This is a genomic window from Micromonospora sp. NPDC020750 (assembly GCF_044334565.1).
Taxonomy (GTDB): Bacteria; Actinomycetota; Actinomycetes; order Mycobacteriales; family Micromonosporaceae; genus Micromonospora.
The window spans coordinates 99,451-124,303 of the sequence record NZ_JBIRTH010000012.1; the positions used below are offsets into that span (position 1 = coordinate 99,451).

24 protein-coding genes are annotated in these 24,853 nt (G+C 71.9%); 11 read left to right on the plus strand and 13 right to left on the minus strand.

The features are described 5' to 3' along the window. Positions 1–49 precede the first annotated feature (49 nt). Positions 50–826 carry a maleylpyruvate isomerase family mycothiol-dependent enzyme gene (locus tag ACH4T9_RS28830; RefSeq protein WP_396674278.1) on the plus strand — a complete coding sequence of 259 codons (777 nt, stop codon included), beginning with the start codon at positions 50–52 and terminating at the stop codon, positions 824–826. Between the two features lie 156 nt (positions 827–982). Here the strand turns inward: ACH4T9_RS28830 and ACH4T9_RS28835 are convergent, their stop codons facing one another. The 4 genes from ACH4T9_RS28835 to ACH4T9_RS28850 form a co-directional block, all read right to left on the minus strand. Further along, entirely contained in the window at positions 983–1,438 is a 456-nt protein-coding gene (locus tag ACH4T9_RS28835; RefSeq protein WP_396686871.1) for a pyridoxamine 5'-phosphate oxidase family protein, read from the minus strand. A 619-nt stretch (positions 1,439–2,057) separates the two neighbouring features. Then, a complete protein-coding gene (locus tag ACH4T9_RS28840; protein ID WP_396674275.1) occupies positions 2,058–3,020 on the minus strand; it encodes a phosphotransferase family protein in 963 nt (320 codons plus the stop codon). A 563-nt stretch (positions 3,021–3,583) separates the two neighbouring features. Next, positions 3,584–4,045 carry an HNH endonuclease gene (locus ACH4T9_RS28845; protein WP_396674273.1) on the minus strand — a complete coding sequence of 154 codons (462 nt, stop codon included), beginning with the start codon at positions 4,043–4,045 and terminating at the stop codon, positions 3,584–3,586. 46 nt (positions 4,046–4,091) lie between these two features. Continuing rightward, positions 4,092–4,934, minus strand: a complete 843-nt coding sequence (locus tag ACH4T9_RS28850) for a TIGR04222 domain-containing membrane protein (protein WP_396674271.1) — start codon at positions 4,932–4,934, stop codon at positions 4,092–4,094. A 409-nt stretch (positions 4,935–5,343) separates the two neighbouring features. Here ACH4T9_RS28850 and ACH4T9_RS28855 point away from each other — a divergent pair, with 409 nt between their 5' ends. Together ACH4T9_RS28855 and ACH4T9_RS28860 are read left to right on the plus strand one after the other, a co-directional pair. After that, positions 5,344–5,769 carry an Hsp20/alpha crystallin family protein gene (locus ACH4T9_RS28855; RefSeq protein WP_396674270.1) on the plus strand — a complete coding sequence of 142 codons (426 nt, stop codon included), beginning with the start codon at positions 5,344–5,346 and terminating at the stop codon, positions 5,767–5,769. Positions 5,770–5,980: 211 nt separating this feature from the next. After that, a complete protein-coding gene (locus ACH4T9_RS28860; protein ID WP_396674269.1) occupies positions 5,981–6,982 on the plus strand; it encodes a tyrosine-type recombinase/integrase in 1,002 nt (333 codons plus the stop codon). Between the two features lie 29 nt (positions 6,983–7,011). Here the strand turns inward: ACH4T9_RS28860 and ACH4T9_RS28865 are convergent, their stop codons facing one another. Next, positions 7,012–8,718, minus strand: coding sequence for an acyl-CoA dehydrogenase family protein (locus tag ACH4T9_RS28865; protein ID WP_396674267.1), 1,707 nt, complete (start codon positions 8,716–8,718; stop codon positions 7,012–7,014). A gap of 119 nt (positions 8,719–8,837) precedes the next feature. Between ACH4T9_RS28865 and ACH4T9_RS28870 the strand changes: the two genes are divergently transcribed. Further along, the gene (locus tag ACH4T9_RS28870; RefSeq protein ID WP_396674266.1) at positions 8,838–9,296 is read left to right on the plus strand and encodes a hypothetical protein; all 459 of its coding nucleotides are present in this window, start codon (positions 8,838–8,840) and stop codon (positions 9,294–9,296) included. Positions 9,297–9,309: 13 nt separating this feature from the next. Here the strand turns inward: ACH4T9_RS28870 and ACH4T9_RS28875 are convergent, their stop codons facing one another. The 3 genes from ACH4T9_RS28875 to ACH4T9_RS28885 form a co-directional block, all read right to left on the minus strand. Continuing rightward, a complete protein-coding gene (locus ACH4T9_RS28875) occupies positions 9,310–10,017 on the minus strand; it encodes a thymidine kinase (RefSeq protein WP_396674264.1) in 708 nt (235 codons plus the stop codon). Positions 10,018–10,103: 86 nt separating this feature from the next. Beyond that, positions 10,104–11,495, minus strand: coding sequence for an MFS transporter (locus tag ACH4T9_RS28880; RefSeq protein WP_396674262.1), 1,392 nt, complete (start codon positions 11,493–11,495; stop codon positions 10,104–10,106). Between the two features lie 22 nt (positions 11,496–11,517). Continuing rightward, a complete protein-coding gene (locus ACH4T9_RS28885; RefSeq protein ID WP_396674260.1) occupies positions 11,518–12,285 on the minus strand; it encodes a glycerophosphodiester phosphodiesterase in 768 nt (255 codons plus the stop codon). 504 nt (positions 12,286–12,789) lie between these two features. On the opposite strand from ACH4T9_RS28885, the gene ACH4T9_RS28890 reads away from it, so the two are divergent. After that, positions 12,790–13,203, plus strand: coding sequence for a nitroreductase/quinone reductase family protein (locus ACH4T9_RS28890; RefSeq protein ID WP_396674259.1), 414 nt, complete (start codon positions 12,790–12,792; stop codon positions 13,201–13,203). Positions 13,204–13,236: 33 nt separating this feature from the next. Here ACH4T9_RS28890 and ACH4T9_RS28895 read toward each other — a convergent pair whose 3' ends face one another. Next, the gene (locus ACH4T9_RS28895; RefSeq protein ID WP_396674257.1) at positions 13,237–14,013 is read right to left on the minus strand and encodes a lysophospholipid acyltransferase family protein; all 777 of its coding nucleotides are present in this window, start codon (positions 14,011–14,013) and stop codon (positions 13,237–13,239) included. 184 nt (positions 14,014–14,197) lie between these two features. Between ACH4T9_RS28895 and ACH4T9_RS28900 the strand changes: the two genes are divergently transcribed. The 3 genes from ACH4T9_RS28900 (at position 14,198) to eis (ending at position 17,909) form a co-directional block, all read left to right on the plus strand. Further along, positions 14,198–15,613, plus strand: coding sequence for a cytochrome ubiquinol oxidase subunit I (locus tag ACH4T9_RS28900; protein WP_396674256.1), 1,416 nt, complete (start codon positions 14,198–14,200; stop codon positions 15,611–15,613). Between the two features lie 13 nt (positions 15,614–15,626). After that, the gene (gene cydB / locus ACH4T9_RS28905; protein ID WP_396674255.1) at positions 15,627–16,625 is read left to right on the plus strand and encodes a cytochrome d ubiquinol oxidase subunit II; all 999 of its coding nucleotides are present in this window, start codon (positions 15,627–15,629) and stop codon (positions 16,623–16,625) included. 117 nt (positions 16,626–16,742) lie between these two features. Further along, positions 16,743–17,909: an enhanced intracellular survival protein Eis gene (gene eis / locus ACH4T9_RS28910; RefSeq protein ID WP_396674390.1), complete on the plus strand. Its 1,167-nt coding sequence runs from the start codon at positions 16,743–16,745 to the stop codon at positions 17,907–17,909. 69 nt (positions 17,910–17,978) lie between these two features. On the opposite strand, the gene ACH4T9_RS28915 is transcribed toward eis, so the two are convergent. Next, entirely contained in the window at positions 17,979–18,674 is a 696-nt protein-coding gene (locus tag ACH4T9_RS28915) for a hypothetical protein (RefSeq protein WP_396674253.1), read from the minus strand. Positions 18,675–18,741: 67 nt separating this feature from the next. Beyond that, positions 18,742–19,203, minus strand: coding sequence for a peroxiredoxin (locus ACH4T9_RS28920; protein WP_396674252.1), 462 nt, complete (start codon positions 19,201–19,203; stop codon positions 18,742–18,744). Positions 19,204–19,324: 121 nt separating this feature from the next. Here ACH4T9_RS28920 and ACH4T9_RS28925 point away from each other — a divergent pair, with 121 nt between their 5' ends. Then, positions 19,325–20,053, plus strand: coding sequence for an SDR family NAD(P)-dependent oxidoreductase (locus tag ACH4T9_RS28925; RefSeq protein WP_396674251.1), 729 nt, complete (start codon positions 19,325–19,327; stop codon positions 20,051–20,053). A gap of 390 nt (positions 20,054–20,443) precedes the next feature. Here ACH4T9_RS28925 and ACH4T9_RS28930 read toward each other — a convergent pair whose 3' ends face one another. Then, positions 20,444–20,566 (minus strand): hypothetical protein, encoded by a 123-nt coding sequence (locus ACH4T9_RS28930; RefSeq protein WP_256371549.1) that lies wholly within the window; start codon positions 20,564–20,566, stop codon positions 20,444–20,446. Beyond that, positions 20,563–21,966: an OFA family MFS transporter gene (locus ACH4T9_RS28935; RefSeq protein ID WP_396674250.1), complete on the minus strand. Its 1,404-nt coding sequence runs from the start codon at positions 21,964–21,966 to the stop codon at positions 20,563–20,565. Before ACH4T9_RS28935 ends, ACH4T9_RS28930 begins: the two co-directional genes overlap by 4 nt. A gap of 752 nt (positions 21,967–22,718) precedes the next feature. On the opposite strand from ACH4T9_RS28935, the gene ACH4T9_RS28940 reads away from it, so the two are divergent. Beyond that, the gene (locus ACH4T9_RS28940) at positions 22,719–23,729 is read left to right on the plus strand and encodes a tyrosine-type recombinase/integrase (protein ID WP_396674248.1); all 1,011 of its coding nucleotides are present in this window, start codon (positions 22,719–22,721) and stop codon (positions 23,727–23,729) included. A gap of 125 nt (positions 23,730–23,854) precedes the next feature. After that, complete coding sequence (locus ACH4T9_RS28945; protein WP_396674389.1) at positions 23,855–24,757, plus strand: bifunctional 5,10-methylenetetrahydrofolate dehydrogenase/5,10-methenyltetrahydrofolate cyclohydrolase; 903 nt, start codon at positions 23,855–23,857, stop codon at positions 24,755–24,757. Positions 24,758–24,853 lie beyond the last annotated feature (96 nt).

Genomic DNA, 24,853 nt, shown 5'->3' on the forward strand with positions numbered 1-24,853 from the left:
GTGGGGAAATCCGCTGTCGGTTGTCGGAGGGTGGCGGTACAAAGCCGCAGTGGAAAAGAACCTGGAGTTCGCTGACCTGTTGCGGCTGATGGACGAACGATCGACCGCTTTCCTGGCGGCGGTCGCCGCGGCGCCCAGCCTCGACGTGCGGGTGCCGACCTGCCCCGAGTGGACGTTGTTCGACCTGGTGCAGCACCTGGGCGAGGGGCGCCGCAAGTGGGCCGCCATCGTGGCCGCGGGGCCCGCCGACGCTCCGCCGGCGATGTCCGCCACGGTGGCGCCCCGGGAGCGCGAGGCCCTGCTGGCCTGGTTCGCCGCGTCGACGGGGGAACTGCTGGACGCGCTGCGGGAGGCCGGCCCGGATCGTGGTTGCTGGACGTGGTGGGGTCTGTCGCAGTCGCCGCAGACGACCGGTGCCGTCGCCCGGCACCAGCTCCAGCAGGTCGCCGTGCACACCTACGACGCCCAGGTCGCCGTGGGCGCCCCGCAGCCGCTGCCGGACGAGGTGGCCCTCGACGGTGTCGACGAGTTCCTGACCACCTGCGTCGCGACGACGGTCGCGTGGCCGCACAAGCCCGCGGTCATCGACTACCACGCCACCGAGGGCCGTTCCTGGCGGCTCTGGTTCTCCGCCGACGGTGCCCGGACCGCCCGCCTCCCCACGCCGGTCGCCGGCGAGGGCCCGGAGGCGGCCTATGTCTCCGCCCGGGGCACGGCCAATGAGCTGGTCATGTTCTGCTACGGCCGCATTCCGATGGACTCGCTGCGGCTCGACGGCGACCGGCGTGTCTTCGACCAGCTGATCGCCTGGGAGCCGGAGGAATAGGACGCGACGACGGACCCACCGCCCTGCGCCGACCTCGGCCTCAGCGCACGGCGGTGGGTCCGCGGCCCGTCACTCGTAGCGGTATTTCAGCGAGTCCGCCTCCACCTGTTCGATGTCGGCGATCGTCAGCTCCGGCATCCGCAGCTGGGGCCAGCGTCACCTCGGCCGAGGTCGGCTGGGCTCCGCCGGCAGCCACTGCTCCGGTTTCCAGGCCCCGCTGCACAGCAGCGCCTTGGGGCAGTGCGGGTAGACCTCCTCGATGCCCAGCACCAGCGCACTGGCCGGTGGCTTGCCCACGGCGGTCAGCTGCGACAGCAGCTCGGGGCGAGTGGAGACGCAGGCCCGGCCGTTCACCCTGAGTGTCATGGTGCGCGCCGGGATGACGAACAGCAGCCGGGCCGGCCCGGTGGCGATGACGTTCTGCAGGCTGTCCAGGCGCTTGCTGCCCGTCGCGTCCGGTATCGCCACCGTCCGCGCGTCCAGGACGGCGACGAACCCGGCGGGGCCGCCGCGCGGGGAGACGTCGCAGTTGCCCTCGGCGTCCACGCTGGCGACCAGGACCAGCGATGAGCAGCTGATCAACCGCCGGGTCTGCTCGGTGAGTTCGGTCATCTGCTTACGCACGGCGGCGCGGCTTGCGGCTGTGGTGACGGCGGCCGCGAGCGGCACGGCAGCTACAGGTACGGCAACCCGGTGATGCTGGTGCACGCCGTCACCGCACCGAACGCGATCATGTGCGTCCAGAGCAAGATCATTCTCAGCACTAACCGCTGTACCGCTCTTCCTCAACTCCGGCCCTGCCGCTCCCGAGGTGCCAGCCTCCGGCTGCGCCGGAGGCTGGCACCTCGGGAAGTCGAGGCCCCGGGGCTGGCCGTCACACTGGCTGGCGCGGCCTCGGCTATCGCCGCCCTGATTACTGGATTACCGGTAACGCAAATCCAGTAATCAGGGCGGATGAATCGGGCAAAAGGTCAACGCATCATAATGACAGTTATTGTGCGTAAGGAGTTGGGATGGTGCTCCCCGCCCGGCAACAGCCATATCCGGGTCCCGCTGTAGCTGGTGGCGTCCCCGCGTAACTGATACGTCGGACCGCCGGCCTGACAAAGGTCCAACCAACCTGACAAGAGGGTGGCCCGCCGATCATGACGTGACCGCTGTCGAACCAGAGCCTTCGCTTGGTTGAGCGGTGAACGATGGAGCTCCTGCCGTGCGCCGAACCTGCCTCGATTCAGCCCGACGCGTCCATCAGGGCGGTGACATAGGCGTTCAGACGCTCCTCCACGGCCCGCGTTGTCAGTTCTGTCCTGCCTGCCTCGCGCCATGGCTGCGCCACCGACTGCACCTCTTCTGAGCACGCCAGCGCGTCCCGCACTCGCCAGTACAGCCGCTCGCTCGCGGCTGCGGCCAGCACCCCACCGGCCTCCTCGTACGCCTGGGCGAACTGCGGGCCCCACGCCGGGCCGTGCAACAGCGCGAGATTGGTGGAGCAGTGCGCCACATCGAGATCCGCCGGGCCCCAGGAGGTCCCTGCCCAGTCGATGACCCCGGTGATCCGGGTACCTGCCGGTCCTGGGGACGGCACGTCGAACAGCACGTTGCCGGGTTGAAAGTCCCGGTGCAGGAATCGCCCGTCATAGGGCGGCGCGGGCTTGCGGATCACGTCGATCGCTGCGGCCCAAGCCCCCGCGTCGGCGCCCTTCGGAGTGACGACGGTGTCCGCGGTCGTCAACGTCGCATACTTTCGGGGCCGCTCGGTGGGTCGCACCGCGTGGATCGCCACGAGTTGACGGGCCAGCAGGAGAACGCGCGTCTCCACGCCCTCATCGTGGAGGATCGGCCGGCCTGCCAGATGTGTCATCAGGAGCGATGGATACTCGCAATGCGTAGCGGTCGGATCGACCGCGACCAGTCCAGGAGCCGGCACGCTGGTCCGCGTGAGCAGAGAAAGGGCGTCGGCCTCCCTGTTCAGCCAGTCCTTGGCGTGTCCTACATAGAACGGGTCGACGAAGCTCCGCAGCACCAGGACCCGGGTGCTGCCGTCCGGCCTGCCGATGGTCAGCCTCCGCATTTGGGCAGTGATGCCGCCGTGCAGCATCTCGGTCCTGACGATTCGTTCGCCGACATCCAGGTGCCGGCTCACCCAAGCCAGCGTCAACGGTAGGACAGCCGTCTCGTCATCGTGGTTGGTCACCGTGTCACCTCATCATCCGGAGGACGGCATGCGCGCGGGTTCTAACCTCGTTGGCCGAGCCGCCTGGCGCCGGGCATGCCGGACCACCGGTGTGACAAACGGTCCACCCGACCTGATAAGAAGATCGACGTCGGTGGGTTGGCTGCGATCTCTGAAGTTGTCCGCCGTTGAGCTGGAGGGGAACTGCTGGGGTGTGGTCGCGAGCCTTCGGTCGGTGGCGGGCGGTCAGCGCTCGAATCTCTCGGAGTTCGAGGTCGGATCCGGGGCATCGACACCCGCTCCACGAACGGATCGACCCAGATGACCGACGCACTCGCCTTCGAAGCGACCAGCCCGATTTCGCTCCTATCAGATACGGCGGACCGGACGCCGGATGGAAGGCCCCGTGCATCTGATAAACCCCAGCTCGACGGAGGCACGCCTTGTCAGCTTCACCGGACCCGGACAAACCAGGTCGGCGAGCGCTCAGACCTGCCTTATCCGGTCTCCGGGGGGAGAGTAGAGACACGAGGCCCGCGCGGGATGCCGCACCCTATGGCGGACGGAGAATTCAGAAACGGGGGTCAGCCGGTCCAGGTCTCGGCTTGGGCGCGGGCCACGGCGGCAGCCTCCCGCTCGCGCCAACGACGTTGCGCCTCTCGGTTGCAGGCCCGGCACACGCTCCGGTACTGCCCGGTCCGTTCGTCGATCTCCCGCTCGTGCCCGTTGCGGCATCGGGGATCGCGGACACGGCTGCGGCAGCTTTCGGCCCGGGTGAGCTGCTGTAGATGGGTCGGCTCGACGCAGTCCCTGACACCGCAGACATGGTGCACGTCCAGCGTGGGGTCGTAACCGCCGACGAACACGGCGTACGCCGCGATGTGCGCCCACGCCCGGCGCGCGATCTTCTGGTGGACCCCGCGTCGGGTGCCGTACCCACGGACGATGAGACAGCCGTCGTCGGAACGCGCCGAGCGTTGGAGCAGATGCTCCCGCAGGCTTTCCGGGGTGAAGTGACGCGCCAGGCCGTTGACGTCGGACAGCATGGCCTCACTGTAGGAACGTCCTGCGACGTTCCCGGCCCCGGTCCTGTCACCGGCGCAGAGCGCCGCGCCGTTCGCGGCGCGCGAGCTGCCGGGGAGTCGGCGGGCGAGGGCTCTCGTCGGGTACCCCGACCAGGTCGGCGAAGGTCGGGTCGACGGCGAGCAGCGGGCGCGGCCCGTACAGCGCCATCGCCGTCAGCAGTTCGCCGGTGCCGCGTTCGCGCCACACCGGCCGGTGCTGCGGGTCCAGGTCGGCGTGGGCGCGTCGGGTGCGGCGCAGCAGCCTGCGGGCCGTGGCCCCGGTCTCCGGCACGTCACACAGCCGCCACCCGCCGAGCAGGGTGGCCCCGCAGGCCAGGAGCAGGCCGACGACGGGGGCGGGCCCGCCGATGTCGTGGGACAGCAGGGCGCTCTCGGCCAGCCGGAGGATGCCCACGGCGGCCACCCCGAACAGCGGCAACGCGGCGAGGGCGATGCGACGGCGCTGCCAGCGGGTCAACAGCCAGCCGTCGCGCAGCAGGCGGGCGACCAGCCGGCGCAGCACCTGGTTGACACCCGGGTCGGCGAGCACCGCCGCCCAGGTCTGCGGCTGCCGTACCGCAGCGTGCACCGCCCGCACGAGGGGCCCCGACCGTGCCGGGGGCGGCCCGGTCGCGACCAGGGTGGACAGCTCACCCACCCGCAGCACCCCGGCGCGGCGCAGCGCGGCGGCGGCGACCTGGCAGGCCAGAACGGTGCGGTCGGTCAGGTACGCCAGGGCGGTCACGCCGGGTTCGCGGCCCCGGGTGCGCCATCCGGTCAGCCAGCGAACGGACAGGGCGACGGTGAGCGCCACGGCCACCGCCACCACGTAGTCCACCAGGAATTGCGGACCGTCGACACCCCAGAGCACACGTCCAGTATGGATCAGGTGGGCGCTCGGCCACCGCGCCGGCCTCGCCGTGCATGAGCACGACCGTGCAACCCGCCGCCACGTCCCCCCGGCGGCGCCGGATCGCCCTGGTCTGGGCGCTGGAGCGTTCACCGGCCGGGCGAACTGGCGGCGCTGACCCGTGCAGGCCGCTGACGGGCGGCCTGCACGGGTGAGGGGATCACGACCAGCCACAGCACCCGGCCTGGATCACCGCTCAGACCTTTCGCTGCCGCGTAACCGGGCGGCGACGTGGCCTTTTCCACCGCAGTCGGCGATGGGTCTGCGTCGGTTGACGACGGCGGCGGCGTGCGGTAAATAAGAACCAGGAAGTTGAGTCACCAAGGCTCAACATGGCACCTTCGGCCAGGAGACCCGTAGGAGGCACACCATGCTGATGCGTACCGACCCGTTTCGTGAGATCGACCGGCTTGCCGAACAGTTCTTCGGCACCACCTCCCGTCCCGCGGTGATGCACCTGGACGCCTACCGCGACGGGGACCACTTCTACGCCGCGTTCGATTTGCCGGGGGTGGACCCCGACAGCATCGACTGCACGGTCGAACGCAACGTGCTGACCGTCCGCGCGCAGCGCCGCCGCCCCATCGGCGAGCGCGTCGAGATGGTCGCCGCCGAACGCCCGATGGGCACCTTCAGCCGGCAGTTGTTCCTCGGCGACACCCTCGACACCGACAAGCTCGAGGCCGGCTACGACAACGGCGTGCTGACCCTGCGGATCCCCGTCGCGGAGCGCGCCAAGCCCCGCCGGGTCACCGTCACGGCCACCGGCAACGGTCGTAAGGAGATCAACGCCTGACTTTTCGACACCGGGGGCGGGTGGCCGGCGTGGCCGCCCGCCCCCGGTCACGTCCGCTGCTGGGCAACCCGGACCTGGGGCCACTGCGGGCCCGGCCGACCAGCCCCGCGCGGTAGCCGTCGCTACCCGGTGACCATCAACGGGACCGGGGGAAAACCCGCCCGGGCGCGCCTCACCGGCGATCCGACCGCAGGCTGAGAGTCTTCCTCACATGCAGCCCTCCGAGTTCCCGGTGCTGTCCCGTCCGTCGGCCCGCCCGGCCCTTTCCGGCGCGGGGCCGGGCGACTTCACCGAGGCGTGGCTGCGCAACCGGCGGCTGTCCGAGCACACCCGCGACGCGTACCGGCGGGACGTCGCCGGCTGGCTGGCCTGGTGTGTGGCCCGGGACCTGGACCCGCTGCGGGCGAACTTCCTCGACGTCAACTCCTACGGCCGGTCCCTGGAGGCAACCCCGGCCGCGCGCAGCGGCCAGCCGCTGACCCCGGCCACCGTGGCCCGCAAACTGTCGGCCCTGTCCAGCTGGTACGACTTCCTGGTGAAGCTGCGCGCCGTCGAGGCGAACCCGGTCTCCGGCGCCGACCGGCCCCGCGTCGACCGGGACCACTCGGCGACGGTGGGTCTCACCCCCGAGGAGGTGGACACGCTGCTGGCCGCCGCGGAAGCCGAGACCGGGCCGACCGCGGCGCGTAACCGGGCTGCGGTCGGGCTGCTGGCCGACCTGGGACTGCGGGTGGGGGAGCTGGTCTCGCTGAACCTGTCCGACCTGGGTGCGGAGCGGGGGCACCGCAGCGTCCGGTTCGTCGGCAAGGGCGGCAAGCCGCGTCGGCGGGCGTTGACCCCGTCCACCGCGTACGCCGTGGACGCCTACCTGACCGAGCGGGCGGCGACGCAGGGGGTCGCGGTGCACGAGTTGACCGGCCCGCTGCTGGTCACCGCGACCGGCGCCCGGCTGGATCGGCACTCGGTGTTCCGGCTGGTCCGCCGGCTGGCCCGCACCGCGGGCATCCCGGCGTGGGCGAAGCTGTCCCCGCACTCGCTGCGGCACGCGTTCGCCACCACCGCACGGGCGGAGGGGGTGCCGTTGGAGGACGTGCAGGACGCGATGGGGCACGCCGACCCGAGGACCACCCGACGCTACGACCGGGACCGGCACAACCTCGACCGTGACCCGGCGTACGTGATCTGGGCGGCGCGGGCGCGGCGCCGGAGCTGACACCCTGACGTCGCACCCGACGCGCCCGCTCAGCAGAGCAGGTCGAGGTGCTGGTGGGCGTCGCCGGAGATGTCCTCGTGGCGCAGCCGCCGCCGGGCCCACAGCCGGGCGGCCACCTCGGCCTGCTCGTCGCCCCACGCGGCGTGCTCGACGAGCAGGGCGCAGGCCAGCGCCGCCGCCAGGCGCAATGCCAGCCCGCGCGCCCCGGCGACCACGTCGGCGGCCCGCGGGTCGGCGGTGACGTCCGCCAGGGCGGTGGTCAGCTCTCCGGTGACCGTGGCGAGGGTGTCGGCCAGGGCGGGGGAGAGCGGCCGGGCCAGGTCCACGGCGGCGGCCAGCCGGCGCAGCAGGGGCGCGCCGGCGTCCTCCCGGGTGACCGCGCGCAGCACGTCCAGGGCGAGCACGTTGGTGGTGCCCTCCCAGATCGGCAGGACCTGCGCGTCGCGCAGCAGCCGGGGCACGCCGGTGTCCTCGACGTACCCGGCGCCGCCGAAGCACTCCACGTACTCGCTGGCGGAGCTGACGGCGAGCCGGCCGGTGGCGAGCTTGGCCAGCGGGGCGACCACCCGCAACTCGGCGGCGGCGTCCGGGTCGGCGCCCACCTCCACCCGGCCGAGCAGCGCGAACGCGTGCCCGGCCAGGGCGAACGCGGCGGCGGCGTCGACGGCGAGGGCGCCGAGGGTGGCCCGGTGCAGCGGGTTGTCGGTCAGCCGCCCGCCCGCGACGGCACGGGCGTCGGCGTACGCGCGGGCGTAGGCCAGGCCGCGGCGCATCCCGCCGGCCGCGGCGGAGGCGTTGTGCACCCGGGTCACCACCACCAGGGTCATCGCCCGGACCAGTCCGGCCACGGCCGGGTCGCCCAGCGGCAGCGCGTACGCGTCGCGCAGCCCGATCTCGGCCGTCGGCAGCGCCCAGGTGCCCAGCTTGTCCTTGAGCCGGTGCACGGTCACCCCGGGCGCCGGCGTGTCGGGGGCGGCGGTGGCCCCGGCCAGCGGCGAGTCGGCGGCGTAGCGGGGCACCAGGAACGGGGCGAGGACCCGGCTGCCCCGGCCGGCTCCCTCGGGCCGGGCCAGGGCCACCGCCATCGGGGCGTCGGCGGCGGAGCAGAACCACTTGTCCCCGGTCAGCCGCCACGACCCGTCGGCGGCGGGCCGGCCGGTGGTGGTGGAGCGGGACAGGTCGGAGCCGCCCTGCGACTCGGTCATCCACTGCCCGCTGACGATCGCCGTGTCCGGGTCGGTGGAGGTGAGCCGGGGCAGCCACGCGTCGCGGACGCCCGCGTCGACCTCGGGGAGGCTGAGCAGCGCCGCCGCGCCGTCGGCCATCGCCACCGGGCAGGAGAAGGTGGCCGACTCCGGCCCGTACAGGTGCAGCAGGGCGTGCTGGACGACGCGGGTGGCGGCGCCCCACGTGCCGCGCGCCGATTCCAGGTAGGGCAGGGCGACCACGGCGTGCCGGGCGGCGGCGGCGCGCTGGGCCTGCCAGCCTGCGGAGGTGTCGACGCGGTCGACGCGGGCGCCCCACGGGTCGTAGCGGACCAGGGTCGGCGGGTGGGCCTCGGCGTCGGCGTGCGCGGCGCGCAGCGGCCCGGCCACGTCGGCGGCCAGGTCGGTCAGTGGGCCCTGCGCGGCGTCGTGTCCGTCCGCGCCGAGCTGCCGTCGCAGCCAGGACCGCAGCAGGCGGTCCCCGGTGTACGGGTCCTCGGGGGTGGGCACCGGCTGCACGTAACGGGTCATCGTCTCGCCTCCGGGGCGCTCGCGTCGGGGTGTGCGCCGACGGTAGACGATGTGCGCCCCGGAGGCGACCGGGGGCGAGTTGCTGCGGGCCGGCGGCCGGCCGCCTACGGTCGGAGGTGATGGGCGGTGAGCGGTCGTGGAGCCGGCCGGCCCGGCGGCGCCGGCCGGTGCGCGTCGGGCTGCTGGCCGCCGGCGCGGGGCTGGGGTTGTGCCTGGTCGGGGTGGCCGGTCTGGGGGCGTGGAACGTGCAGGTGGTGACCGGGTCCAGCGGCCCGGTGCGGGAGACCGCCGACGGGTTCCTGCGGGAGGTGTCCGCCGGCGACGTCGACCGGGCCTACGGGCGGTTGTGCGCCGACGCGCGCAGCCGGTGGAGCGCGGCGGGCTTCGCCGCGTGGCTGCGGACCCCGCCGCAGGTCACGGGCTTCGAGATCACCGACGTGGCGGTGGCCACCCGAGGCGGCCGTCCCCGGGGCACGGTGGCGGTGCGGCTGACCCGCGACGGCGGCGGCAGCGAACAGCGGGAGCTGCCCGTGGTGCGGGAGTCCGACGGCTGGCGGGTGTGCGGGGACCCGTACTGACCCGTCGGCGGTGTTACCGGCCGCCGAGGTCCCCGGAGCGGTAGTGCCGCCGGCACAGCACCTGGTAGCGCACCTGCGCGCTGTTCGCGGTGTCGCCGATGACGACCTGTTCACCCTCGCGGACGACCCGGCCGCCGACGACGCGGGCGTTGAGCAGTCCCTCCCTGCCGCACCAGCACAGCACCTCCACCTGGATGCGGGCGACGGAGTCGGCCAGCTCGAACAGCCGCCGGGCGGCGGGGAACAGGCAGGACCGGAAGTCGGTGGCTAGGCCGAAGGCGTACACGTCGACGTCGTAGTTGTCGACCAGCTCGGCCATCTGCTCGATGTGTTCGAGGTCGTAGAACGACGCCTCGTCGCAGATGAGGTAGTCCACCCGGACCCCCTCGGCCCAGGCGTCGCGGACCAGGTCGCGCAGGTCGAGGCCGTCGGTGACCTCGATCGCGGAGTGGGCCAGCCCGATGCGGGTGGTGACCTGCGGGCCCAGCGACCGGTCGATGCGGGTGGTGACCAGGCCACGGCGACCCTGCCGGGCGTGGTTGTAGTTCATCTGCAACGCCATCGTGGACTTGCCGCAGTCCATCGGCCCCCAGAAGAACTTCAGCGCGGCGGCGTGCAGCGGGCGGCCATCGACGCCCCGGGCTGCGGCGCAGCCGGCACGGGTGTCGTCCGGGCCGGGGAGGGGCCGGGCCAGGCAGATCGGGGCGGCGTCGTCGGTCACGTCGGGGCAGCCTAGCCCATCGACGGCCGGCCATCGGTCCGGTGCGTGGGCCCCGGGATACGGGACCCACGCACCGGACCGGCGCGCTACAGCACCCGCGGCGGGGTGTTGCCGGCGGCGACGATGGCGTGGCGGATCGGCACGGCGGCCAGCAGCGCGAACCCGACCACGAAGAAGATCAGCAGGGAGACCAGACCCACCCGGTAGGACTGGGTCAGCTGGAACACCAGCCCGAACGCGAGGGGCCCGAGCCAGCTGGTGCCCTTGTCGCTGATCTCGTAGAAGCCGTAGTACTCGCCCTCCTTGCCGGCGGGGATGAGCTGGCTGAACAGCGACCGGCTCAGTGCCTGGCTGCCGCCGAGGACCAGGCCGATCGCCCCGCCGAGGATCATGAACGGCAGCGGGGCCTTCTCGGGCAGCCGGAAAGCGGCGATGATCACACCGGTCCACAGCACGAGGCTGATCAGCACCGTCTTCCACGCCCCGATCCGCCGGGCCAGCGCGCCGAGGCCGAGGGCGCCGCCGAAGGCGAGGAACTGCACCAGCAGGATCGTCACGATCAGGGTGCCCTGCTCCAGGTGCAGCTCCTCGGTGCCGTACTGGCTGGCCAGGGTGATCACGGTCTGGATGCCGTCGTTGTAGACCAGGAACGCCAGCAGGAAGTACAGGGTCAGCGGGTACGCCTTGATCTCCCGCAGGGTGCGGCCGAGCTGCCGGAACCCGTCGCTGAGCACGTTGCCGCCGCCACGCAGCGCCGCGGCGGTGGGGTGTTCACGCAGCCAGCGCAGCGGCACCAGGGTGAACACCGCCCACCACACGCCGGCGGACACGATCGACCAGCGGGCCAGGTCCAAGGTGCGCTGCGGGTTGCCGTCCTCGCTGAACATCGTGACCGCGACCAGGTTCAGCGCCAGGAGCACCCCGCCGCCGAGGTAGCCGATGGCCCAGCCGCGGCTGGAGATGCCGTCGCGTTCGTCGGGGCCACCGAGCTGCGGCAGGAACGAGTTGTAGACGACCACGGCGGCGCCGAAGGAGATGTTCGCGACGAGGAACAGCGCCCCGCCGAGCAGGTACCGCTCACCGGTGACAAGGGCCATCGCGATGGTCGCCCCGGCGCCGGTGAACGCCGCCGCCCCGAGCAGCCGCCTCTTGTGCGCCGAGCGGTCGGCGACCGCGCCGATCACGGGCAGCACGAACACCGTCAGCAACACCGACAGGGAGATCAGGTACGGGTAGTACGAGCCGGCGGCGACCCGGATGCCCAGCGGGTGGACGTAGCCGTCGCAGCTGTCCGCGCCGAGCTCGCAGCCGGCGGCCAGTTCGGTGACGGTGGTCAGGAACGGGCCGAGGAACACGGTGATGACCGTGGTCTGGAAGGCCGAGTTGGCCCAGTCGTAGAGGTACCAGCCGCGCCGCTCGCGGGCGGTGCTCGCCGGCGGCGGGGGGTTGTCCACCGTCGGGGTGACGGTCTCGGCCATGGGGGTTTTCCTCCGCCGGTTCTCAGGCGGCCCAGTGGCCGCGGCTGCGGTAGACGTCGCGCAGCACGCCGACGTGATCGGTCATGATGCCATCCACTCCAAGATCAAGTAACTCGTGCATCTCGGCAGGTTTGTCGATCGTCCAGACGTGCACATGGAGTCCGAGCCGGTGGGCGTAGGCGATCAACCGGCGGTCCACGACCGGGATCCGGCCGTAGCGGGGCGGGACCTGGGCGGCGACCACCGACGGGGGCAGCCGAAGCTGCCGGCCGTGCAGGGACGCCACCCGCAGCCGGGCCACCCCGCGCATGCCGAGGCCGGTGGCGATCCGCCCGTCGGTCAACGCCCGCAGCCGGGCCAGCCGGGCGTCGCTGAACGAGGCCAGCAGCACCCGGTGGCCGGCGCCGGCCCGACCGAGCGCGGCGACGGTCGCCTCGACGCCCCCGTCGGCCTTGACGTCGATGTTGAACCTCACGTCCGGCCAGGCGCCGAGAACATCGTCGAGGCGGGGCACCACGGCGGCGCCGCCGACACGCACCGAGGCCAGGTCGGCCCAGCGCAGGTCGGCGATGCGCCCCGGCTCGCCGGTGACCCGACGCAGGGTGGTGTCGTGGAAGACCACGGCGACGCCGTCGGCGGTGCCGTGCACGTCGGTCTCGACGTACCGGTAGCCCAGGTCGACGGCGCGGGAGAACGCGGCGACGGTGTTCTCGTCGCCGTCGGCCGCACCGCCGCGGTGGGCGAACGCCAGCGGCGCGGGCGCGTCGAGGTAGCCGGAGCGGGGCTGCACGGTGGGCAGTATGCCGGGCCGCAGTGGCCGGCGGGTGTCCGGCCGGGAATCAACCGCCGGCGGGCCGGTCAGGTCGGCCAGCCGGTTACCGCCCGGCCGTCGGGGTCGGCGAGTTCGACGCCGACGAAACTGCAGGTCCGCACCCGGGGCGGTGTGGCGGTTCGTCGGATCAGACGCGGGACCGTCTGCGTAAGCGGCCGGGGGCGTTGCCGGTGATCCGGAGGCGACACTAGTATCGGACATCGTGACTGCCGGGTCGGCCTTGGGCCACGAGCGGACAGGGCACCCGGCCGAGGCGTGAAGGCCGGGCAGGCCCGCGGCCCGCCATACGTGAGTGACATCCACCGCCCCGCCCCGCGCGGGTGTCTCGTCCTGCCGCTTCACGTCACCTTCCGCAGCGCCCCCGACGTGGCCCCTCTGGGGGCCACGCGCCGGCCGCTTCTTCCCGTCACCCGCCGCCCGCCCCGCGCGAGGCGAGCACCCGGTCCGGAGAATGGACACCGCATGCCCAACGACTTCAACCAGCAGATCATCGAGGAGTTCCGCGCCAACGGCGGCCGGGTCGGGGGGTGGTTCGAGGGCGCCCGGCTGTTGCTGTTGACCACCACAGGGACGCGCACCGGCGCACCGCACACCACCCCGGTGGGCCGGGTGACCGGCGAGGACGGCCGGGTTCTCGTCATCGCCTCGGCCGGGGGAGCGCCGCGGGACCCGCAGTGGTTCCGCAACCTGACGGCCGATCCGCTGGTCACCGTCGAGGACGGGACGTCGACCTGGCGGGCGCGGGCGGTCGTGCTGGCCGGCGACGAGCGGGACCGGGCCTTCGCCCGCGCGGCGCAGGCCGACCAGGGCTGGGCCGACTACCAGGCCCGGGCGGGCCGGGTGATCCCGGTGGTGGCGTTGGAACCGGCCGCCTGACCCGGTCGCGTCGGGCGCCCCGACGCGACCGGGTCAGGGCCGCATGCCTCGCCGGTGGGAGCGGCTGGTGTCGCTGGGGCGGCCCGGGTCGACGTGCCGGGGCCGGTCGGGCTCGTCGGGGCGCAACGGGACCAGGCTGTCGGTGATCGCGTCGATGATCCGGTCGGTGGCCCGGGTCGCCGCGCCCGGGGCTGCGGGGTCGATGCCGGTCAGGTCCACGGGCGCCCCGAAGTGCACCCTGAGCACCGGCCGGCGAACCACCGCCCGGGCGACGGCGCGCAGCATGCCCTTCGGGGCCCGGTAGGGCAGCACCTCGTGGGAGCCCCACTGCGCGACAGGCACCACGGCGGCGCCGCAGGCGAAGGCGAGCCGGGCGGTCCCGGTCTTGCCGCGTTCGGGCCACAGGCCGGGGTCCAGGCCGATGCGGCCCTCCGGGTAGACCAGGATCACCGACCCGTCGGCCACGGCCCTGGCCGCGTCGTCGAGGGCCCGGTGCACGGCGTCGGTGCCCCGGTCCACGCGCAGGTGCCCGGCGCGGCGCATCGCGGCACCGACGAGCGGGGTGCGGAACAGGCCGCCGGTGGCCATGATCCGGGGGGCGACGCCGCGGGCGCGGCAGGCGGCGGCAAGGACCACCGGGTCGAACGGGCTGAGGTGGTTGGCGGCCAGGATCAGCGGGCCGCGGCGCAGCCGGTCAGGCACGTCGCCGGTGACTTCGAGGCGGGCCAGGGCGCCGACGAGGGCGCGGGCGAACAGTTGGGCGCCACGCCAGAGCAGGGGTGGCCGCCAGGGGCCGGTCGGGGTGTCCATCAGCGCTCGATGGTCGCACGCCGCCGCCACAGCCGGGGGGCCGCCCGCCCGGGTGGGCCGAGCGGCAGTGGTGATCAAGGTCATTGGTCCCGGGCCGGCTCGGGACCTCCGCCCCTGACGACTTCCCTACGACACCCAGTAGTATCTACTACGTCTCGTAGTATGAAAGGCTGGGGGTTATCAGGTGGACGCATTGGACGTCGCCCGGTGGCAGTTCGGTGTCACCACCGTCTACCACTTCTTGTTCGTGCCGCTGACCATCGGCCTGTCCGTGCTCGTCGCCATCCTGCAGACCCTGTGGCACCGCACCGGCAACGAGCGCTACCTCAAACTCACCAAGTTCTACGGCAAGCTCTTCCTGATCAACTTCGCGATGGGCGTGGTCACCGGCATCGTGCAGGAATTCCAGTTCGGCATGAACTGGAGCGACTACTCCCGCTTCGTCGGCGACATCTTCGGCGCCCCCCTGGCCATCGAGGCCCTCGTCGCCTTCTTCCTCGAATCCACCTTCATCGGCCTGTGGATCTTCGGCTGGGACCGGCTGCCCAAACGCCTGCACCTGGCCGCCATCTGGGCCGCCGCCATCGGCACCAACCTCAGCGCCTACTTCATCCTCGCCGCGAACTCCTTCATGCAGAACCCCGTCGGCTACCGCATCAACCCCGACACCGGCCGAGCCGAGCTCACCGACTTCCTCGCCGTGCTCACCAACAAGGTCGCCCTCATCACCTTCCCGCACACCCTCGCCGGAGCGTTCCTCGTCGCCGGGTCCCTCGTCGTCTCCGTCGGCCTGTACCACGTCATCCGCCACCGCGACAGCGCCGACACCGGCGCCTACCGCTTCGCCACCAAGTTCGGCTCCTGGGTCGTGCTCATCTCCTCGGCGCTCGTACTCATCACCGGCGACATCCAGGGCAAGATCATGACCCAGGTGCAGCCGATGAAGATGGCCGCCGCCGAGGGCCTCTACACCACCGAGAGCCCCGCCTCCTTCTCCGTACTCACCATCGGCAGCCTCGACGGCAGCCGCGAGGTCTTCGCCCTCAAAATCCCCTACCTGCTGTCCTACCTCGGCACCGGCGACCCCAACGGCACCGTCCACGGCATCGACGACCTACAGGCCCAATACGCCAGCCAGTACGGCGCCGGCAGCTACACCCCGATCATCCCCATCACCTACTGGAGCTTCCGCTTCATGATCGCCTTCGGGCTCGCCGCCGCCGCGATCGCCCTGCTCGTCCTCTGGACCCAGCGCAAGGGCCGCACCCCCACCAGCAAGTGGCTCCTGCGCGCCGGCCTGGTCATGCCGCTGCTACCCCTCGCCGCCAACTCGTTCGGCTGGATCTTCACCGAAATGGGCCGCCAACCCTGGATCGTCTTCGGCGAGATGCTCACCCGCGACGGCGTGTCCCGCAGCGTCTCCCTCACCGAGGTCCTCACCTCCTTCACCGCCTTCACCCTCATCTACGCCATCCTCGCCGTCATCGAGGTCAAACTCCTGCTCCGCTACGCCAAGGCCGGCGTACCCGACCTCACCGACACCCCCGAAATCGACGACAGCCACGACGACACCGAGCGCCCGCTCGCGTTCGCCTACTGACCCGGAGCCCACCATGGAACTGACAACCATCTGGTTTCTCCTCGTCGCCGTGCTGTTCACCGGCTACTTCATCCTCGAAGGCTTCGACTTCGGCGTCGGCATGCTGCTACCCGTCCTCGGACGCAACGACCGCGAACGCCGCGTCCTGATCAACACCATCGGCCCCGTCTGGGACGGCAACGAGGTCTGGCTCATCACCGCCGGCGGCGCCATGTTCGCCGCCTTCCCCGAGTGGTACGCCACCCTCTTCTCCGGCTTCTACCTGCCGCTGCTGCTGATCCTGCTGGCCCTGATCATCCGCGGCGTCGCCTTCGAATACCGCCACAAGCGCCCCGAAGCCTCCTGGAAACGCCGCTGGGACACGGCGATCTTCGTCGGCTCCCTGGTGCCGGCGATCCTCTGGGGCGTCGCCTTCGCCAACATCGTGCGCGGCGTACCCCTGGACGCCGACCACGAATACGTCGGCGGCCTGCTCAACCTCCTCAACCCGTACGCCCTGCTCGGCGGCGCCACCACCGCCACCCTGTTCCTCACCCACGGCGCCGTGTTCATCGCCCTGAAGACCGTCGGCGACGTCCGCGAACGCGCCGGCAAGCTCGCGGTGCGCTTGGGCATCGCCACCGCCGTGCTCGCAGTGGCGTTCCTGAGCTGGACGTTGACCATCCGCTCCAGCACGGCCGCCGTCGTCCTCGCCGTCGGCGCGGCGCTGGCCCTGCTCGGCGGCCTCGCCGCCGCCCGCGTACGCCGCGAGGGCTGGGCGTTCACCGGCACCGCCGTGGCAATCGCGCTGGCCGTGGCAACACTGTTCGCGGCGCTGTTCCCGAACGTGCTGCCCTCCACCCTCGACGCCGCCGGCACGCTCACCGCCACCAACGCCGCCTCCACCCCCTACACCCTGAAGATCATGACCTGGGTGGCGGTCGTGTTCACCCCCATCGTCCTGGCCTACCAGGGCTGGACGTACTGGGTGTTCCGCAAGCGCATCGGCGTCGCCCACATCCCACACCACTGACCACCGACAACACGGCAGGGGCCGGCGCGGTAACCGCGCCGGCCCCTGCCGCACACCCCGAACAACAAAACCCAGCCAGGCACACCACACCACCGCTACCGTCACCCGATGCCCACCATCGACGTCCGGGAACTCACCCCCGACGACCTCACCGCCGCCTGGACCCTCGGCCGCCACGCCTTCGGGTCAGACCCCACCCGACCACCACCAACCACCACCCCACCCGGCCTCACCCGCTACGGCGCCTTCGACCCCACCGGCCAACTCCTCGGCAAAGCCGTCGACCTGCACCACGACCAGTGGTGGAACGGCCGCCCCGTGACCGCCGCCGACGTAGCCGGCGTCGCCGTCGCCCCCGCAGCCCGCGGCCGAGGCGTCGCCCGCGCCCTACTCACCGGCCTCCTACGCGGCGCCCACGACCGCGGCGCCGCCGTCAGCGCACTGTTCCCCACCACCACCGCCCCCTACCGCGCCTGCGGCTGGGAAGTCGCCGGCACCCTCCGCACCCTCGACCTGCCCACCGCCGCACTACCCCGACACCCACCCGCACCCCACCTCACCGTCCGCGACGGCAGCCCCGCCGACCTACCCGCCATCACCGACCTGTACGAAACCGTCACCCGCCACCGCCGCGGCCTACTCACCCGCCGCGGCCCCCTGCACGACCATTCCACCGACACCCTGCCCACCGACGGCCTCACCCTCGTCGAACACGACGGCCACCTCGTCGCCTACGCCACCTGGGACCGCGGCCGAGGCTACGGCCCCGACGCCGTCCTCACCGTCAACAACGCCCTCGCCACCACCGCCGACGCCGCCCGCGAACTCATCCGCACCCTCGCCACCTGGGCCAGCGTCACACCCACCCTGCGACTCAAACTCCTCGACGGCGACGCCATCACCGCCCACCTACCCGTCGAAGCCACCCGCGAACACCACCAGAACACCTGGATGCACCGACCCGTCGACGTCACCCGCGCCATCACCCAACGCGGCTGGCCCACCCACGCCCACGGCACCGTCACCTTCACCCTCCACGACCACCTCGCCGACTGGAACACCGGCACCTGGCACCTCGACGTCGCCGACGGCACCGCCGAACTACACCGCACCACCACCGACACACCCCTGCACCTGACCGTCCGAGGCTTCGCCCAGCTCTACACCGGCACCACCGACGCCGAAACCCTCCGACACACCGGCCAACTACACACCACCGCCGACCCCCGCCCACTCGACCTGCTCGCCGCCGCCGGCCCCGCCCACCTGCACGACTACTTCTGAACCCCGACACGCCCCCGCCCCCCGCCGCACACGGCGACGGAGGGCGGGGGACAGGCACACCAGGCGCGATCAACCCGCCTCGCGCAACTCCGCCAACCGGGCCTCGATCTCCGCCAACTCCGCCCGCAGCCTCCCCGCCTGCTGCTCCGCCTCCGCCCGCTCCGCGGCCAGGATCTGCTCCACCGCCTCCTGCACCCCCGGAACATCCACCAACACCACCATCCGCAACGCCTCCGCCGGCTTCACCACATACGGCTTCGCCAACGACTTCGCACCCTGCTGCGCCGCCACCGTCCACTCACCGTCGGCATACGCCAACGTCACCGTCAACCCCGCCGGACCCTTCGCCTTCACCGCCTTCACCGGCCGCCGCGCCGGCTTCGCCTCCACCTGCTGCTGCTCCACCTTCGGCTCCTCCCGCCGCGCCACCGGCACCCGCGGCGTGTCCAACACGAACTCCGGCTCCGCCGCAGGCGGCTCAGGCTCCGGCTCCGGTTCCGCCTTCACCTCCGCCACCCGACGCCCTGCCCCCCGCGGCGCCACCGCCACATCGGCGGGGGAGAACGGCAACTCGTCCCGACCGAACCGCACCACCACGAACTCGTCGGACACCGACGGATCGGTCAACTCCACCACCTGGCCCACCTGACCGGCGATCTGACCCGCCGACGACGTGAACACCACCTTCGGCTTCCGGCCGGCCGCCAACGCCTCCCGGATGCTCTGCACCTCGTCAGTGGACAAACCCTGGCCCGCGGCAACCATCACAACCCTCTTCCGTACACCTGTCTGATTCCTGCCTTGATACCAGCACGCTGCGACACCCCGAAGATCAGCCCCCCAACGCCCGCAACGCCCGATCCGCATGCTCGTTCATCCCCAACTCGCTGTGCACCACCTCCACCACCCGCCGGTCGGACCCGATCACAAACGTCATCCGCCGCGAACCCAACGGCCCCAACGGCACCCGCCGCAACACCCCCAACCGCCGCGCCACCACACCGTCCACATCCGACAACAACGGATAATCGAACCCGTGCAACCGGGAGAACTCCGCCTGCTTCTCCACCGCGTCCCGACTGATCCCCACCCGAGACGCGCCCACCGCCGCGAACTCCGCCGCCAGATCCCGGAAGTGACAGCTCTCCGCCGTGCACCCCCGCGTCATCGCCGCCGGATAGAAGAACAACACCACCGGCCCCACCGCCAGGAACTCCGACAACCGCCGCAGCGTCCCCGTCTCGTCCGGCAACTCGAAATCCTCGACCACGTCACCAACCCGCACACCCGACACCCGCACACCTCCACTAGTCGACGCCGGCAGCGTAAGCGATCACCGGTGTGACCGCGCTCTCCACCAACACCGCCACCCCCGCCGGTACCGTCACCACCAGCACCCGGGGGAGGAGCACCCATTGAATCCCGTCACCATCATCACCGGCGGCAGCCGCGGCATCGGCGCCGCCACCGCCCGCCGCCTCGCCAACCACGGCCACCACGTCGCCATCGGCTACCGCCGCGACCACCACGCCGCCGACACCGTCGTCGCCGACATCCGCGCCACCGGCCGCCACGCAGTCGCCGTCCCCGCCGACACCACCGACCCCGACGCCATCACCCGCCTCTTCGACGCCGCCGCCGACCTCGGCCCCCTCACCGGCCTCGTCAACAACGCCGGCGTCACCAGCCCTATCGGCCCCTTCACCGAGCTACGCGCCGACGACCTGCGCCACGTCGTCGACGTCAACCTCATCGGGTACGTCCTCTGCGCCCAACAAGCCGCCCGCCGCCTCACCCACGGCGGCGCCATCGTCAACGTCTCCTCCGCCGCCGCCACCCTCGGCAGCCCGGGGGAGTACGTCCACTACGCCGCCGTCAAAGCCGCCACCGACACCCTCACCGTCGGCCTGGCCAAGGAACTCGCCCCCCACGGCATCCGCGTCAACGGCGTCGCCCCCGGCATCGTCCGCACCGACCTGCACGCCCTCTCCGGCGCACCCGACCGCGCCGACACCGCCGCCGACCGCATCCCACTCGGCCGCGCCGGCGAACCCGACGAGATCGCCGCCGCCATCGCCTGGCTCCTCAGCCCCGACGCCAGCTACACCACCGGCGCCGTCCTACGCGTCTCCGGCGGCCTCTGACGTGGGCACGCCCCGCTACCCGCGCGGGCGCGCCCACGTCACGAACCGGTCGGTCAGCCCACAGGCGATCCCGCACGCCCGGCAGCGCCACGTCGGGATGACCCCGGCGGCTCATCCCGACACCCGCGCCCGCGCCGCGCCGGCCGACGGCCCGGCGGCAGCGCGACCGGCGGCGACAACTCCCTGACACCTTTCGTCCTGGGGCTGGAAGCCACGGACGGGCGACCTGGGGGAGAAGCCCTGGGACCGGCACGCCAGGTCAGTGACGGGCCCGCCGTTCCTTGACGCGCCGCACGTAGCGAATCACCCCGGCCGGGGCCCTCGAGGCGAGCCGGTCGTCCGCTGCCCGAGGCAGCCCTGGCCACCACGTACGCACCCAGGTCGGTTTCCTCAGCCCGTGAACAGATTCGCCGCCGTCAGCACCGTCTGCACCACCCCGTACCCCAGCAGCGCGCCCACCAGCAACCAAGAGATCCACAACCGGCCGGTCTGCCCGGACGAACCGTTGCTCATCGCGCTATCCCTCCCTGCACCCCGCCCGAACCGACGGGCGTCGGCTCGTGGAACCGTTCCGGCACCGGCCGCACCAGCAGGTTCGCCACGAACCCCACCGCCAGCACCCCCACCATCGTCAACAGCGCCGGCCGGTACCCTGCCGCCGTCAGCGTCCCCGGCGCACCCTTCGCGTCGAGAAACCCGTTGATGATCAACGGACCGGCGACCCCCGCCGCCGACCACGCCGTCAACACCCGGCCGTGGATCGCCCCCACCTGGTACGTGCCGAACAGGTCCCGCAGGTACGCCGGCATCGTGGCGAACCCACCACCGTAGAACGACACGATCACGCACGCCACCAACACGAACAGCGCCGTCGCCACCTGCCCGAACAACGCCAGCAGCAGGTACAACACCACCCCCACACCCAGGTACAGCACGTACACCGGCTTACGGCCGATCATGTCCGACGCCGACGACCACACGAACCGGCCACCCATGTTGAACAGCGACAGCAGCCCCACGAAACCGCCCGCCGCCGCCACCGACACCGCCGACGAGCCCTCCTCACGGAAGAAGTCCTGGATCATCGGACTCGCCTGCTCCAGGATCCCGATCCCGGCCGTCACGTTGCAGAACAACACCACCCACAGCAACCAGAACTGCCGCGTCCGCACCGCGTTCGCCGCCGACACGCTCGCCGTGGTCACCATCGGCCTCGCCGTCGTCCGCGCCGGTTCGAACCCCGCCGGCCGCCAGTCCGCCGCCGGAACCCGCACGTTCGCCACCCCGAACATCATGATCACGAAGTAGCCGACGCCCAGCGTCACGAACAGCCACACCAGCGCCGTCCCCGACGCCGTCGCGCCGGCGACTGCGTCCGGGTCGTAGCCCGAGTCGTAGAGCGACAACAGCTGCCGGGACAGGGGAGAGGCCACCATCGCGCCACCCCCGAACCCCATGATCGCCAACCCGGTAGCCAGGCCCGGCCGGTCCGGAAACCACTTGATCAACGTCGACACGGGGGAGATGTAGCCGATCCCCAACCCGATCCCGCCCAGCAGCCCGTACCCCACGTACAGCAGCCACAACTGATCCGTCGCGATCCCCACCGCACCGACCAGGAACCCCGCCGCCCAGAAGCACGCCGAGACGAACATCGCCTTACGCGGACCGTTGCGCTCCACCCACGTACCGGCCACCGCCGCCGACAACCCCAGCATCACGATCGCGATGCTGAAGATCACCCCGATCGCCGTCTGGCTCGCGTCGAAGTGGGCGATCAGCGAGTTCTTGTACACGCTGGTCGCGTAGACCTGCCCGATGCACAGATGGATCGCCAACGCGGCCGGCGGAATCAGCCAACGGCTGTACCCGGGCGGCGCGACAGTGTGCCGACGGTCGAGTGCGGAAAGCATGCTGCCTTCTTCCCGAAAGTTGACGAAAGACTCTCCGCCCGAGGCTCGCTCCCCACGCCGAGCACCCACCCACCTCACCCCGCCCACCTCACCCGCTCGCCTCCGCCTCGCCTCCGCCTCGGTGATCATGAAGTTATTGCCATGGAACTCGGGCGTGTCGTGGCAATAACTCCATGATCACCGGGGCGAGGCGGTGGCGGTGGACATGCGGCCGTACCTTTCGCGTGCGCGGCGCAGCCGCGCGAGTCGACAGCCGACGGTGACGAACACGTTGGCGACGCGGGATCACCTGGCGATGCGCACAGGTGCGTGTGGCCGAATTGCCCTTCGGGTGTGGGAGTCCTTGCAGCTCACGGCGCTCCCGGTCGGCGATTCGATAATGTACATTATGTAAAGTAGACCGTTCGGGGGACCCTCCTGCAGGAGCAGGCACCCGGTAAAGGGCCGGCTCTCCGGGGCAACGTCCGTCGCGACGGAACTCCAGCGCCCGCGGCTCCAGCACCCGCCACCGTCTCCGGCCAGGCCGAGGTCGGTCGGCCCGCTTGGCCGTGCAGGCTCCTTGATCCAACGCCGGCCTGAAGGCCGTGATCAAGAGGTTTGCGTCCGGTTCGGACCTGTCCCCGACGTAAGCCTTCCTGATCGCCACCGAAGGCGGGAGCGGGAGTTGGGCGATGCCGGCCGGGGTTGAAGCGTCAGGGCTTCACTCCCCTTGGGGGTCGCCAGTAACCCGAGGATCATGCATAATATCCCTTATGCATGACAAACAGGACGAATCGGTACGGTCGTTGATCGAGGAGTTCCTGACCGCTCGGGCCACACGCAAGCCTTCCCCCCACACGCTGGAGGCGTACCGGCGGGATCTGTGCGCGGTGGCGGCCCTGGCCGGCGAGACTCTTGCCCCTCCCCTGCCGTCGGACGCGCTTCCGGTCACCGGCCTCTCCCCCAGGGTCATGAGGGCGGCATTCGCCCGGTTCGCCGCCCCCCGCGCCGTGGCCTCGGTACATCGCGCCTGGTCGACGTGGAACAGCTTCTTCTCGTTCCTGGTCGCCGAGGGGGTGGTGGCGGGCAACCCGATGCCGGCGGTGGACCGACCCCGTGCCCCGCTCCCCCAGCCCAAGCCGCTGCGCGGTGAGGACACCCCGGAGCAGTTGCTCGCTGCGGTGTCCCGGGAGGACGGCCGGCAGCGCGATCCGTGGCCGGAGCGGGACGTGGCGGTGTTGGCGTTGGCGCTGTGTGCGGGGCTGCGCCTGTCGGAGTTGCTGGCGCTGCGGGTCGCGTCGCTGGAGGGGCGGCCCGGCGAGCGGCGGGTCGACGTGATCGGCAAGGGCGGCCGGCCGAGGGTGGTGCCGATCGAGCCGGAGCTGGACCGGGTGGTGGTGGCGTATCTGGACAGCCGGGCTCGACGGTTCGGGTCGCGGTCGGTGCGGCCCGATTCGCCGTTGCTGCTGGACCGGCGGGGTGAGCCGCTGCGTCGGGGCGGCCTGCAGTACCTGGTGGAGTCCTGTTACCGGCGGGCCGGGGTGGTCGACCGGGTGCCGCGGGGGGCGCAGTTGCACGCGTTGCGGCACACGTTCGCGACGCGGTTGGCGGAGGACGGGGCGAGCGCGGCGGAGATCATGCGGTTGCTGGGGCACGCGTCGTTGGCGTCGTCGCAGACGTACATCGAGGTGACGGCGGGTCAGCAGCGGGCGGCGGTGCGGTCCAACCGCACCAACCGGGCGCTGGTGGGGTTGGTGCGGTTGGAGGAGGGCGCGGCAGGGTGACCGGCGGGGTGTGGGGTGTGGCAGGGTGCAGGGGTACGCGACTGGCGGCATCGGGGATGGGATCGACCATCGGGGAGCTCGCCGTGGGGGTCGTCCGCCTGGGCTCCTGCGGGCGAGGTGGTGCCATGTCTTCTTCTGCGGTTTCCTCGGGTGGGGTTTCTTCGGGCTCGGCGCGGTTGTTGCCGGGTGGGCCGGTGGCGCAGCAGGTGCTGGGTGAGGTGGCGGCGGAGGTCGCGGCGTTGCGGGCGGTGGGGGTGACGCCGTCGTTGGCGACGGTGCTGGTGGGCGACGACGACGCGAGTGCCGGGTACATCCGGATCAAGCAGCGGCAGGCGGCCGAGTTGGGGTTTGCGTCGCCGCATGTGCATCTGGCGGCGTCGGCGTCGCAGGCCGATCTGCACCGGGTGGTCGAGGAGTTCAATTCCGATGCGGGTGTGCACGGGGTGTTGGTGCAGCATCCGATTCCGGGGCACCTGGACTACGACCGGGCGTTGCAGGTGTTGGATCCGGACAAGGACGTCGACGGGATGCATCCGGTGAACATGGGGCGGTTGGCGCTGGGGTTGCCGGGGCCGTTGCCGTGTACGCCGGCGGGGATCGAGGCGTTGTTGGCGTTCCATGGGGTGCCGGTGGCGGGTCGTGAGGTGGTGGTCCTGGGTCGGGGTGCGACGTTGGGGCGGCCGTTGGCGATGTTGTTGGCGCAGAAGCGGCCGACGGCGAATGCGGCGGTGACGGTGGTGCACACGGGGGTGGCGGACTGGCCGCGGTATACGCGGCGGGCGGAGATCCTGGTGGCGGCGGCGGGGGTGCCGGGGATCGTGCGGCCGGAGCATGTGCGGCCGGGTGCGGTGGTGGTCGGTGGTGGGGTGCGGTACGAGGGTCGGCGGTTGTTGCCGGATGTGGACGAGTCGTGTGCGCGGGTGGCGGGGGCGATCACACCGCGGGTTGGTGGGGTGGGGCCGACGACGGTGGCGATGTTGTTCCGTAATGCGGTGGTGGCGGCGCGGCGGGCGGCTGGGCGGGGTTGACCGTTCCTCCGGTGGGTGCCGCACTCGGTCCGACGGCCGTTGGCAGGTGCCGAACGGTTGTCGGGGTCGGGAGGTGTGTGCTCGTCGGGGTCAGCC